The organism is Novosphingobium acidiphilum DSM 19966, assembly GCF_000429005.1.
Lineage (GTDB): Bacteria > Pseudomonadota > Alphaproteobacteria > Sphingomonadales > Sphingomonadaceae > Novosphingobium > Novosphingobium acidiphilum.
Genome location: NZ_AUBA01000010.1, coordinates 134341 through 145921, shown reverse-complemented (window position 1 = coordinate 145921; position 11581 = coordinate 134341). Strand labels below are relative to the sequence as shown.

The following is an 11581-nucleotide window of genomic DNA, read 5'->3' as shown; positions in this document are numbered from 1 at the left end:
ATCCTCTCGCGCCTCGTCAATCGTTCTCAGCGTAAGGCGTTGCCGGGACTGGCCAATATTGCAATTATGCCTGCACGGAGGACTTTATGGCTTTGGTGGAAGTGTTTGAGGGCGAGGATCCGGAAAAGCTACTATTCGTAGCCGACTTCGACTTCCTGCCGCGCGTTGGCGAACACCTTGCCCGAGATACGGAAGGCTTTTTCGAGTATTATAACGTCGTCAAAATCTGGCACCGGCAGGACACTGCGGAAGGCACCTTTCGGGCGTGCCTGCTTGTGACGCTCGATGATTGAGAACCCCAAATTTGTCCACGCCGCCTAGCAGCAGGGCGTCCGGCGCAAGTTGATGATATGCGCGCTGGCAACCAGGCCAACCCCGGCGATCGTCATCGCCGCTTCGCCGGCGCCATGGTGTGCCGCGATCGCGCCGGCCATCAGCAACAGGCCGGCTGCACCCAGCACCAGCGGCAGCCGATGGCCATGGCGCAGCGCATTGGCGCCGATCGTCGCGGCGCCGATCAGCACCGCCGCAATCAGGCCAAAGCGGTGGATCGCCGGATGCAGCAGCAGCCCGCCGCCCAGCCCCAGCACGCCGATCAGCAACAGTCCTGCCAGGCAATGCACCATGCACAGCCCCGACACGATCACACCGATGCGATCGAGCCGGCCATGACCGGGATAGTGCGAAACGGGGGGGGCCTTGCGCATGGCCGGGCGTATATGTGACGGTGTATCATGACGCAAGGCAGATCATGCCCGATGGGGACATGTTAAGCCCTTGCATGCGCGCCGATCCGCCGTCAGATCGGGCCGCATGACCCAGACCCTTGCATCCGAAACCGCACGCCCCCTGGCACTTGTTCGCTGGTTGGCGGTGGTCGCCGCGCTGATCATCGCCATCGTGGTCGTCGGCGGCATTACCCGCCTGACCGAATCGGGGGTGTCGATCACCGAATGGAATGTGGTTTCGGGCACGCTGCCGCCGCTGACCGACGCGGATTGGCAACGCCAATTCACAGCGTACCAGCAGACCCCGCAATATATCCGCGTGAACGGCCCAGCGGGGATGACGCTTGGCACCTACAAGTTCATCTTTTTCTGGGAATGGGTGCACCGTTTGCTGGCGCGCGGCATCGGCCTGGCGTTTGCCGCGCCGCTGGCATGGTTCTGGTGGCGCGGGGCGATTCCCGCCGGGTACAAGCCGCGGCTGATCGCGCTGCTGGCGCTGGGCGGCCTGCAGGGCGCGGTGGGCTGGTGGATGGTCAAATCGGGCATTGTCCATGATGTGAAAGTCAGCCATTTCCGCCTGGCCACGCATCTGCTGGTGGCCCTGACCACGCTGGCGGGTGTCGTGTGGACCGCGCGCGATCTGACCGGCACGGCGCGGGGGCAGGCGCCGGCGCGATTGCGCCCGCTGGCCGCGCTGGCGCTGGCCGCGCTGGCGGTGCAGCTGATCCTGGGGGCCTGGCTGGCAGGGTTGCGCGCAGGCGTGGTGGCCGGTGCCGGCTGGTTCAACTGGGACGCGTGGCCGTTGATGCAGGGCCGGTTCTGGCCCGCCGGCATCGATTGGACGCACGGTCCCGGTTTTGCCGCCAGCCACGATCCTTATCTGGTGCATTTTCTTCATCGCTGGTGGGCCTGGGCCCTGGTGGTCGTGCTGGTCATGCTGGCGCGCGCGGCGCGCAAGGCGGGCCACCGCCCGGCTTCGATCGCGCTGCACAGCGCATTCGGCACCCAGATCCTGCTGGGCATCGCCACGGTGTGGAGCGGTGTGTGGATACCCCTGGCAGTGCTGCACCAGCTGACCGGCGCGCTGCTGGTGGTGGCCACGACCTGGTCCGCGCACGGCCTGGGCAAGCAGCCGAACTGAGACAAGGTATTATTTTACCTCTCCGCAAAACCGCCTGAAACCTTGACTCAACGCCCCATTTGCAACAAAGGCCCCCTCACTTACCGCGGCGCCCGGCGTCCGGTGCATTACTTTAGGGAACCGAAAGCCTATGAAGGCGCTCAGCAAGGTCACCCGGTCGATCAAACCGGCCGAGGTGGAAAAAAAGTGGCACGTGATTGATGCCGACGGCCTCGTCGTTGGCCGTCTGGCGGTGATCATCGCCAATCATCTGCGCGGCAAGCACAAGCCGACGTACACGCCGCACGTCGATTGCGGCGATCACGTGATCGTGATCAACGCCGACAAGGTCAAGTTCACCGGCAACAAGCTGAAGAACAAGATCTATTACAAGCACACCGGCTATGCCGGCGGGATCAAGGAACTGACCGCGAGCAAACTGCTCGGTGGCCGTTTCCCCGAGCGCGTTGTGGAAAAGGCGGTTGAACGCATGATCCCGCGCGGGCCGCTTGGCCGCGCCCAGATGCGCGCGCTGCATCTCTACAACGGTGTCGACCATCCGCATGCGGGCAACCAGCCCGAAGTGCTCGATGTCGCGTCGCTCAATCGCAAGAACAAGGTGGGTGCATAATGGCTGACACCGATTCCGTTTCCAGCCTGGCCGATCTGAAGGATCTGGCTGCTGCCGCCCCCGCCGAAGACACTGGCGAAATCGCTGCACCCGTCGTGCGCACCGGCCCCGCCGCCGTCATTCGCGAACGCGAAATCGACGCCCAGGGTCGCTCATATGCCACCGGTCGCCGCAAGGACGCCGTGGCCCGCGTGTGGATCAAGCCCGGTTCGGGCAAGATTACCGTCAACGGCCGCGATCAGGAAGTGTACTTTGCCCGCCCCACCCTGCGTCTGGTGATCAACCAGCCGTTCCAGGTGGCCGGTCGTGATGCCCAGTACGACGTGATCTGCACCGTCAAGGGCGGCGGTCTGTCGGGCCAGGCCGGTGCGGTCAAGCACGGCATCGCCCAGGCGCTGTCGAAGTACGAACCGCTGCTGCGCAGCGCGGTCAAGGCCGCCGGCTTCCTGACCCGCGATCCGCGCGTCGTGGAACGCAAGAAGTACGGCCGCGCCAAGGCGCGCAAGAGCTTCCAGTTCTCGAAGCGCTGATTTACAGACCAGCACTTGCATATCGCAAACGGAAAAGCCCGGGGTCATTCCCGGGCTTTTTCTGTCATGCGCCATGGCGCGGGTGGGTACTATCCGAACCTGCCGACCGGTCTGCGACAGGCCTACCGCTCAGGGCAAGCCAACCATCCGGGAATTTGCCATGAACGAAGCCACCACGCTTTCGACAATGCAGGCGCTTGTCTATCACGGACCGGGCAAGCCCTCGTTCGAAGCCCATGCCAAACCGCAGATCATCGATCCTGGCGATGCCGTGATCAAAATCACCCGGACAACGATTTGCGGCACCGATCTGCACATCCTCAAAGGCGATCTGCCCAGTTGCGCCCCGGGCCGCATTCTGGGCCACGAGGGCGTCGGCGTGGTCGACCTGGTCGGCCCTGCGGTGACCACGTTCAAGCCGGGCGACCGCGTGCTGATTTCCTGCGTCAGCGCCTGCGGCAAATGCGAATTCTGCCGCAGGGGCATGTTTTCGCATTGCACCACCGGCGGCTGGATCCTGGGCAACACGATCGACGGCTGCCAGGCCGAATACGTGCGCACCCCGCATGCCGATACCAGCCTCTACCCAATTCCGGCCGGCGCCGATGAAGAAGCGCTGGTCATGCTGAGCGACATCCTGCCGACGGGGTTCGAATGCGGCGTGCTTAATGGCAAGATCCAGCCGGGCGACACCGTGGCAATCGTCGGGTCGGGGCCGGTCGGGCTGGCTGCGCTGCTGACTGCGCAGTTCTATTCGCCGGGCATGCTCATCATGATCGATCTCGATGACAACAGGTTGGAAATCGCCAGGACATTTGGTGCCACTCACACCATAAACAGCGGCGCCGGCAGCAGTGGCGAAGGTGATCCGGTCAAGGCGCTGATGGCGATCACCGGCGGCAAGGGCGTCGATACCGCGATCGAGGCGGTGGGCATCCCCGCCACGTTCGAATTGTGCGAAAAGATTGTCGCGGCCGGCGGCACGATTGCCAATGTCGGCGTCCACGGCGTGCCGGTGGCGCTCCATCTGGAAACGCTGTGGGACCGCAACATCGCGATCACCACGCGACTGGTCGATACCTCCAGCACGCCGATGCTGCTCAAAGTGCTGGCCGCAGGACGCATCGAGCCCAAACGCCTGATCACCCACCATTTCAAGCTCGACGCCATTCTCGAAGCCTATGAAACCTTCGGCAATGCCGCCACGACCAAAGCGTTGAAAGTGATTATCGAAGCCTGATCCCTTCGGCGTCGCACGCCAGGGGATGGGGCGGTACCACGGCCCGGGGTCATCCCCGGGCCTTTTTCGTTTGCCTGCCGCAAACCCGTCCAATACCAGTCTGCATTCTGCCAGACCCACGGAGCGATTGCCGATGTCGAAACGCCGCGGAATCGCAATGGGCCGCACACCCGGTGCAGCAAAGCCGGTCGTTGGTTGCCTGGCAGGTGCCGCACTTGCGCTGTCGCTTGCCGCACCCCTCCACGCCGAGCCTGCAGCGCTTGCACCGGCGGCTGCGCAGTGGTGGGCAGATGTCAGCGCGATTGCCGATGACGCCAACGAGGGGCGCCAGACCGGGTCGGCGGGATATTTGCGCGCGGCCGACTATGTCATGGCACGGTTCCGGGCCGAGGGGCTGACCCCCGCAGGGGTCGACGGGTATCTGCAACCGGTGGCGTTCGAACAGCAGATGGTCGACCAGGCGGCATCACGTGCCGTGCTGGTCGCGCCCGACGGCACCAGAACCGCGCTCACAGTTGGCGCCGATGCGCTGATTTCCGCCGGGGGGGCGCGGCGTCCGGCGCAGATCGATGCACCGCTGGTGTTCATCGGCTATGGCCTGCATCTGCCCGCGCAAGGCCACGACGATTTCGCAGGCGTCGATCTGAAGGGCAAGATCGCGGTGGTGATCAGCGGCGGCCCCGCGTCGATCGCGGCGTCGATCAAATCGAACGCGCGTTTCGACCGCGCGAAACTGCTGGGCACGCTGGGGGCGGTCGGGCTGATATCGCTGACCACGCCGCACCAGATCGAAATCCCCTGGGCACGGCAAAAACTGCTGGCCGGGCAGCCCGGCATGTATCTGGCCGATCCGCAGCTGCGCGACATGCCCGACGATTTCTTCAGCGGTGCAGTGGACCCCGATCACGCCGACGCGCTGTTTCGGGGATCAGGCCACAGTTTTGCAGAGCTGTGCGCGCTGGCCGATGCGTCGCGCGCGGTGCCGGCGTTTGCGCTGGCACCGCGGTTTCAGGCCAGCGTGGTTGCGCATCAGACGGCACTGACATCGCCCAATCTGGTCGCGCGTTTGCCGGGCAGCGATCCGCAGCTGGCCGGGCAATATGTCGTGCTGTCGGCGCATCTTGATCATCTGGGGATCGGCGCACCGATCAACGGCAGGGCGATTTACACCGGCGCGATGGACGATGCATCGGGCGTGGCCTCGGTGCTGGATGTCGCGCACCGGCTGCGCAGCGGGCCAGACCGGCCGCGCCGGTCGATCCTGTTCGTGATCGTCACGGCCGAGGAAAAGGGCCTGCTGGGATCGCACTATTTCGCGATGCGTCCGTCTGTACCCGGGGGGTCGATCGTCGCGGATCTCAATTTCGACATGCCGCTGCCGTTGTGGCCGCTGACCGCCGTGGCCGCGATCGGCGAAGGCGAAAGCACGCTGGGCGACGATGCCCGCACGGTGGCGGCGCACCGCGGTCTGGCGCTGGTTCCCGATCCGATGCCCGATCGCAACACGTTTATCCGCATGGACCAGTTCAGCTTTGTCCGCGAAGGTATCCCCGCGCTGGCGTTCAAGTTCGGCTTTGCCCGAAACACGCCCGAGTTCCGCATCGAGCACGACTGGCGCGCCAACCGTTATCATTCGCCGGCCGACGATCTGCAGCAGCCCGGCGTGCTGAAGGACGAGGCGGCAAAGCTGGACGCCTTTGTCGCCGAACTGGCGCTGCGGGTGGCTGATGGTGCGGCCCGGCCGCAGTGGGTGCCGGGCAGTGTGTTTCGCCGCGATCTGGCCGCACACTGAGCAACCGATGCCGCGCCGAAACCCAGCCGCCTTTGCCCGCAAGCAACTGACCGTCGTCCACACCCGCCTGGCCGCGGTGGTGGGCGCGGTGGCACTGGGGCTGGCCGCGATTGCCTTTGCCCGGCTGGGGGATCTGGCCCAGCAGGCGTTTGCGCGGCTGGTTGCCGCCGCGCCTTATGCCCCGTTTATCGGTACCCCGGCGGTGTTCGCAGGGATCGTCTACCTGACCCGGCGCACCTTTCCGGCGGCACGCGGATCGGGCATTCCGCAGGTCATGGCGGCCAGCCACAATCCGGACAAAACGACCGATGGCGCGCTGGTTTCGCTGCGCACGGCAGCGGCAAAGTTTCTGGCGACACTGGCCATGCTGTTGTGCGGCGCATCGGTGGGGCGCGAAGGCCCCACGGTGCAGATCAGCGCCGCACTGATGGTGGCAGTGCATCGCTGGCTGCGCGTGCCGGTAACCGCAGGCGTCATCATCGCCGGTGGCGCAGCGGGTGTGGCTGCGGCGTTCAACACCCCGCTGGCCGGCGTCGCCTTTGCCATCGAGGAACTGGCGGCCGCGTTCGAACAGAAAGTGGCGGTGATGGTGATGGCCGCGGTGATGATCTCCGGACTGGTTAGCCTGGGCCTGGCCGGAGACTATGTCTATTTCGGCGCCATGGGACAGGCCCTGCCGATCCGCACGATGCTGGTTGCAGCACCGGTGGCAGGTGTGCTGGGCGGCGTGGCAGGGGGGCTGTTTTCGCGCAGCCTGATCGCGCTGGCCAGCCCGGCGCAGACCTGGCTGGCACCGTTGCGCGCGCGGCCGATCATGTTTGCCGCGCTGTGCGGATTGATCGTCGCGCTGGCAGGGTGGGCAACCGACGGCTTGAGCTGGGGCACCGGGTACGAGACGACGCGGCATCTGCTGGCGGGCGATCACGCATCGCTGGCATTTGGGCCCGCCAAATTCGTGGTCACGCTGGCCACCGCGCTAAGCGGTGCGCCCGGCGGGATCTTTGCGCCGTCGCTGTCGGTGGGCGCGGGGCTGGGGCAGCTGATGTCGATGCTGTTTGCGGGCAGTCCGGCCGGCGCGATCGTGCTGCTGGGCATGGTCGGCTATTTCACCGGGGTGGTGCGCGCGCCGATGACGTCGGTGATCATCATGATGGAAATGACCGCCGATCGCACGATGATCCTGCCGCTGTTTGCCACCGCGCTGATCGCCGATGCGGTCAGCGCGGTGGTGTGCCGGCCAAAGCTGTACCACGCGCTGTCCGAACAGTTTCGCGCCGAATAGCAGATCTTAACCCCGGTGCGCGCACACCTGCCCCCATGCTGATCCCCGGGCCCAGGCTGAACACCCTGTTCCGCAGCCGCTGGAACGCGCTGCTGTGGGCGGCCGGCATGCTGCTGACCGCCTATTGCAGCGTGCCTTCGCTTGAAGAAACGAATGCCGAAGACAAGCCCGCGGCAACCGGCGGCAACACCAAACCGTCAATATCGCCGTGGGCGCGTGAACCGGCGGCGGCGCAATCTGCGAAATAAAGCATCGTTTATTGCAAAAAACCGGTGCCCACTTTTTTGCAAAATGCTCTAGCGCTGTTCGAACAGCGCCTTGGGCAGCACGACGTGCACGCCCTTGTTGCGGTCGACCAGTTCGGTGATCTCGACATCGCCCGCCACGCTGATCAGCATATAGGCATCGTCGCGCGACATGGTCTTGGTGTTGACCAGAAAATCGATCATGTTGCGCACCGCCTTGCGCGTGGCGTGGCTCAGATCGTCGTCAAACCCCATCGCAATATAGGCCGTGGGGGTTTCCGCGCGCGGATAGGGCAGCATTTGCTGCTTGTGCAGGATGAACTGGAACGTGCCTGTCAACGATGTTTCCAGCGCGGTGATATCCACTTCGCCATTGCCCTGCGCGGCATGGCCATCGCCCACCTGGAACAGCGCGCCGCGCGCATGCACCGGCAGAAACAGCGTGGTGCCCGCCACCAGCGCCTTGTCGTCCATATTGCCGCCGTTGATGGTGGGCGGCGCCGAATCATAACGACCGAATGCCGGCGGCGGAGCCACGCCCATGCTGCCGAAAAACGGCGCCAGCGGCACTTCGATACCGGGGCCGAACAGGCCGGTCATGCGCTTGGCATCCAGCGGCACGATCTTCACCCTGGGATAGGGGAAATCGTCGGTCAGAAACCCGGCGCCATAGCGGAACGCGTTGTAGGCATAGGGGATCGCCAGATCGATCTTGCGGATGCGCACTTCCAGCGTATCGCCCGGTTCTGCGCCCTCGATCGCGATCGGCCCGGTCAGGATATGCCCGCCCGGTCCGCGCGCCGAGGCGGGCACGCCGTCAAACACCGCACGCAAGGCCGGTTCGACATCGGCGGGGGCAACGCCTGCTTTTTCAAGACCCGCCGGGCTGTTGGTCAGCAGCGTATGGATCACCACGGTGTCGCCTGATCGCACGGTCAGAACCGGCTTGTCGGTGGCATCGTAATGCCCCCACGCGACCGTTTGCGGCGTCGCCTTCAACTCGAAGGTTTCGGCCCGGGCGGGTGTGGCAATCGCAAGCGCGGCCAAAATCAGCAATCGCATCCGGGGTTCCTTCGGCAGATCGGCGCGCAGCTTTGCGGCCATTGCCCTGTATAACCCGGCCACGCGCGGCTGCAACGTGGCCCGCGGGTCACCCGATCAGGCGTCGCAGGGCGCGGTTGCTGGGCCGCTCGACCAGCCGGAACACCACGATGCCAAGCGCCACGGCCGCCAGCACGGCCCCCAGCGTCGCCGCAATGCCCAGCGGGTCGGGGCCAAAGGCATGCAGCTTGCGATTGATCGCTTCGAGCACGTACGGATGCAGCAGATACAGCGAATAGCTGGCATCGCCGACCACCAGCAACCCCGCAGGCCAGCGGATCCGCGCGGTCAGCGCCAACAGCCCCAGCAACAGCACCCCGCTGATGATCCCGCTCCATGGCATGAACCCGCCCAGTCGGTGATGCACGCCGGTCACCAGCACGCCCAGCGCGATCAGCGCGGCCGGCACCGCAACGGCTGCCGGAACCTGCCCCACCCATGCCCTGTGGCGATGCCAGACCAGCCAGGCCACGATCCCGCAGGCAAAATTGAGTATGATCGGCCGGGTCCAGAAATCCAGCGGATCGCCCAGCGGCGCAACCACCCGATGCAGCGCCGCCGCACCGATCAGCAGCCCCAGCACCAGCCACGGCGCCAGCCGCGCCGAAATCGCCAGGCACAGCGCAAACATGGCATAAAACAACGCCTCGTAATTCAGCGTCCAGCCCAGGAACAGCAGCGGCATATCCGCGCCATCATCGCGCACATAAGGCCAGAACATCAGGCTGCGCACCAGATTGGCCGCGGTCGCGTGCGTTGCCGCCACCATCGCTGGCGCGAACAGCGCGATGGCAAACACGCCGAACGTCGCCAGCCAGTACAACGGCACCACCCGTGCCACGCGCCGGGCCAGAAAACGGCGCGGGTCCTGCGCGGCGGCATGGCAGATGACAAACCCGGAAAGGACAAAGAACAGTTCCACGCCAAAGCTGGCAATGCCGGTCCAGTGGCAATGGAACACCACCACCGCCAGCGCGGCCACCGCGCGCAGCACCTGCAGGCTGTCGAGCCGCGCCGGTGGCGCGTGCTGTGCCCGCTTCGACGCGCGTGTCGCCATGCCGCTTTCGTATCGCATGCCGCTGCCATAGCGCCGCACCTGCCAAGATTTCGTTGCGGCTATGCACAACTTTGACCCGCAAAATCGGTTGCGCATGATACGGCAATCAGGCAGCCCCCGTTGCCAGATGCACCCGAAGGTATTCAGCCCGGGCGCGTTTGGAGAGATCAATGTCCTACAGACTGCCGTTCCGCCTGATTGCCGCCAGCGCGCTGGCGCTGGCCACAGCGCCTGCCATGGCCGCCGACAAGACCGATGCGGCCGCCCCCGGCCCCAATGCGATTTTCAAGGAGGCGCAAGTTGCCTCGTCGGGCACGGTCACGGTCAAGGGACAGAAGATCGACTATCAGGCGATTTCGGGTACGATTGTCGTCCATCCCGAACATTGGGATGACGCCGCCTGGCGCGCCGCGGGCAAGCCCGATGACAAGGCCATGCCCGCCGCCGAAGCATCGATGTTCTATGTCGCCTATTTCAAGAAAGGCGTGGCCGCAGCCGATCGCCCGATCACCTTCCTGTTCAACGGCGGACCCGGTTCGGCAACGGTGTGGCTGCACATGGGCGCCTTTGGCCCGCGGCGCGTGGTCACGCGCGATGACAGCCATACGCCGGCTGCGCCCTATGCCCTGATCGACAACGATGCCAGCCTGCTCGATGCCAGCGATCTGGTGTTCATCGATGCGCCCGGCACCGGTTTTTCGCGCATCGCGGGCAAGGACAAGGAAACCGCGTTTTACGGCATGGACGCCGATGCGCATGCCTTTTCCAGCTTTGTCCAGGCGTTCCTGACGCGGCATGACCGGTGGAATTCGCCCAAATACCTGTTCGGTGAAAGCTATGGCACACCGCGCGCCGCGATGATGGCGGCACGCCTGACCACCGAGCACATGGTCGATCTCAACGGCGTGATCCTGCTATCGCAGATCCTGAATTTCAACCTGTCGGCAGACGGCGCCTCGCTCAACCCCGGTACCGACCAGCCCTATATCACCGCGCTGCCCACGTATGCCGCAACCGCGTGGTATCACAACCGCCTGCCCGGCACGCGGCCGGCCGAAATCGAACCGTTCCTGAAAGAGGTCGAGGCCTTTGCCAGCGGCGACTATGCCGCCGCATTGCAACAGGGATCGCTGATCGATCCGGCGAAAAAACGCGACGTTGCCGAACGCATGGCGCGCTATATCGGCCTGCCCGCCGATTATATCCTGCGGTCGGATTTGCGCGTCGAGGGCGGCCAGTTCACCCAGCAATTGCAGATCGGCAGCGAACTGACCACCGGGCGGCTCGACACCCGCTTTTCCGGCCCGGCGATGGATGTGCTGAACAAGGAAGCCGATTATGACCCGCAATCGGCGGCGGTCGGTTCGGCTTATGTTTCGGCGCTGAACGCCTATGTCCGCGACACGTTGCATTATGGTCAGGATGAAACCTACAAGCCATCGGCCTATACCAATGCCTGGAGCTTTGACCACACCCCGCCGGGCCAGCCCGGACCGGTGCGCGGCACCGCCAATGTGATGCCCGACCTTGCCACCGCGATGAAATACAACCCGCAGATGAAAGTGCTGGTCACCGGCGGATATTACGACCTGGCCACACCCTATTACGAAGGGTGGTACGAAATGCACCACCTGCCGATCCCGGCCAGCCTGCAGGCCAACATCGCCTATCGCTATTTCCGGTCGGGCCACATGGTCTATGCCAACACCGACGCGCTGCACCAGCTGCACGATGCGGTGGCGGCGTTCATCACCAGCACCAACAACCTGCGCAAATAACGCCGGTTTCGAAACGGACCCTGCTGCCCCGTCCATGCCGTGCAGGCATGGTCGGGGCGGCGGCTTTGCCTTTTTGC

12 protein-coding genes are annotated in these 11581 nt (G+C 64.9%); 9 read left to right on the top strand and 3 right to left on the bottom strand.

Annotated features, from left to right (window positions below; all coding sequences use genetic code 11):
- Window positions 1–86: 86 nt before the first annotated feature.
- On the top strand, window positions 87–293 hold the full coding sequence (locus tag G404_RS0110760; protein WP_028639520.1) for a hypothetical protein: 207 nt from the start codon (window positions 87–89) through the stop codon (window positions 291–293).
- Window positions 294–317: 24 nt separating this feature from the next.
- Here the strand turns inward: G404_RS0110760 and G404_RS0110755 are convergent, their stop codons facing one another.
- Window positions 318–707, bottom strand: a complete 390-nt coding sequence (locus G404_RS0110755; RefSeq protein ID WP_051280536.1) for a MerC domain-containing protein — start codon at window positions 705–707, stop codon at window positions 318–320.
- 106 nt (window positions 708–813) lie between these two features.
- Here G404_RS0110755 and G404_RS0110750 point away from each other — a divergent pair, with 106 nt between their 5' ends.
- The 7 genes from G404_RS0110750 (at window position 814) to G404_RS0110720 (ending at window position 7571) form a co-directional block, all read left to right on the top strand.
- Window positions 814–1869, top strand: a complete 1056-nt coding sequence (locus G404_RS0110750; protein WP_028641084.1) for a COX15/CtaA family protein — start codon at window positions 814–816, stop codon at window positions 1867–1869.
- A 130-nt stretch (window positions 1870–1999) separates the two neighbouring features.
- Complete coding sequence (gene rplM, locus G404_RS0110745) at window positions 2000–2479, top strand: 50S ribosomal protein L13 (RefSeq protein WP_036521076.1); 480 nt, start codon at window positions 2000–2002, stop codon at window positions 2477–2479.
- Window positions 2479–3009: a 30S ribosomal protein S9 gene (rpsI, locus tag G404_RS18810; RefSeq protein WP_036521074.1), complete on the top strand. Its 531-nt coding sequence runs from the start codon at window positions 2479–2481 to the stop codon at window positions 3007–3009. The genes rplM and rpsI overlap by 1 nt, the downstream gene beginning before the upstream one ends.
- Before the next feature lie 160 nt (window positions 3010–3169).
- The gene (locus tag G404_RS0110735; RefSeq protein ID WP_245584494.1) at window positions 3170–4249 is read left to right on the top strand and encodes a zinc-dependent alcohol dehydrogenase family protein; all 1080 of its coding nucleotides are present in this window, start codon (window positions 3170–3172) and stop codon (window positions 4247–4249) included.
- A gap of 157 nt (window positions 4250–4406) precedes the next feature.
- Entirely contained in the window at window positions 4407–6041 is a 1635-nt protein-coding gene (locus tag G404_RS0110730) for a M28 family metallopeptidase (RefSeq protein WP_051280560.1), read from the top strand.
- Window positions 6042–6048: 7 nt separating this feature from the next.
- Window positions 6049–7323 carry a chloride channel protein gene (locus G404_RS0110725; RefSeq protein ID WP_051280558.1) on the top strand — a complete coding sequence of 425 codons (1275 nt, stop codon included), beginning with the start codon at window positions 6049–6051 and terminating at the stop codon, window positions 7321–7323.
- Window positions 7324–7358: 35 nt separating this feature from the next.
- Entirely contained in the window at window positions 7359–7571 is a 213-nt protein-coding gene (locus G404_RS0110720) for a hypothetical protein (RefSeq protein ID WP_051280534.1), read from the top strand.
- A 48-nt stretch (window positions 7572–7619) separates the two neighbouring features.
- On the opposite strand, the gene G404_RS0110715 is transcribed toward G404_RS0110720, so the two are convergent.
- Both G404_RS0110715 and G404_RS18805 read right to left on the bottom strand, forming a co-directional pair.
- On the bottom strand, window positions 7620–8630 hold the full coding sequence (locus G404_RS0110715) for an acetamidase/formamidase family protein (RefSeq protein WP_028641077.1): 1011 nt from the start codon (window positions 8628–8630) through the stop codon (window positions 7620–7622).
- A gap of 88 nt (window positions 8631–8718) precedes the next feature.
- Window positions 8719–9744, bottom strand: a complete 1026-nt coding sequence (locus G404_RS18805) for an acyltransferase family protein (RefSeq protein WP_169719701.1) — start codon at window positions 9742–9744, stop codon at window positions 8719–8721.
- A 152-nt stretch (window positions 9745–9896) separates the two neighbouring features.
- On the opposite strand from G404_RS18805, the gene G404_RS0110705 reads away from it, so the two are divergent.
- Entirely contained in the window at window positions 9897–11504 is a 1608-nt protein-coding gene (locus G404_RS0110705; RefSeq protein WP_028641076.1) for a S10 family peptidase, read from the top strand.
- Window positions 11505–11581 lie beyond the last annotated feature (77 nt).

What these genes read in the sequence shown, in the direction of transcription:
- G404_RS18805 (WP_169719701.1), bottom strand. Translation starts at nt 9,744, where the DNA reads ATGCGATACGAAAGCGGCATGGCGACACGCGCGTCGAAGCGGGCACAG.
- rpsI (WP_036521074.1), top strand. Translation starts at nt 2,479, where the DNA reads ATGGCTGACACCGATTCCGTTTCCAGCCTGGCCGATCTGAAGGATCTG.
- G404_RS0110715 (WP_028641077.1), bottom strand. Translation starts at nt 8,630, where the DNA reads ATGCGATTGCTGATTTTGGCCGCGCTTGCGATTGCCACACCCGCCCGG.
- G404_RS0110725 (WP_051280558.1), top strand. Translation starts at nt 6,049, where the DNA reads ATGCCGCGCCGAAACCCAGCCGCCTTTGCCCGCAAGCAACTGACCGTC.
- G404_RS0110730 (WP_051280560.1), top strand. Translation starts at nt 4,407, where the DNA reads ATGGGCCGCACACCCGGTGCAGCAAAGCCGGTCGTTGGTTGCCTGGCA.
- G404_RS0110735 (WP_245584494.1), top strand. Translation starts at nt 3,170, where the DNA reads ATGAACGAAGCCACCACGCTTTCGACAATGCAGGCGCTTGTCTATCAC.
- G404_RS0110750 (WP_028641084.1), top strand. Translation starts at nt 814, where the DNA reads ATGACCCAGACCCTTGCATCCGAAACCGCACGCCCCCTGGCACTTGTT.
- G404_RS0110760 (WP_028639520.1), top strand. Translation starts at nt 87, where the DNA reads ATGGCTTTGGTGGAAGTGTTTGAGGGCGAGGATCCGGAAAAGCTACTA.
- G404_RS0110705 (WP_028641076.1), top strand. Translation starts at nt 9,897, where the DNA reads ATGTCCTACAGACTGCCGTTCCGCCTGATTGCCGCCAGCGCGCTGGCG.
- G404_RS0110720 (WP_051280534.1), top strand. Translation starts at nt 7,359, where the DNA reads ATGCTGATCCCCGGGCCCAGGCTGAACACCCTGTTCCGCAGCCGCTGG.
- rplM (WP_036521076.1), top strand. Translation starts at nt 2,000, where the DNA reads ATGAAGGCGCTCAGCAAGGTCACCCGGTCGATCAAACCGGCCGAGGTG.
- G404_RS0110755 (WP_051280536.1), bottom strand. Translation starts at nt 707, where the DNA reads ATGCGCAAGGCCCCCCCCGTTTCGCACTATCCCGGTCATGGCCGGCTC.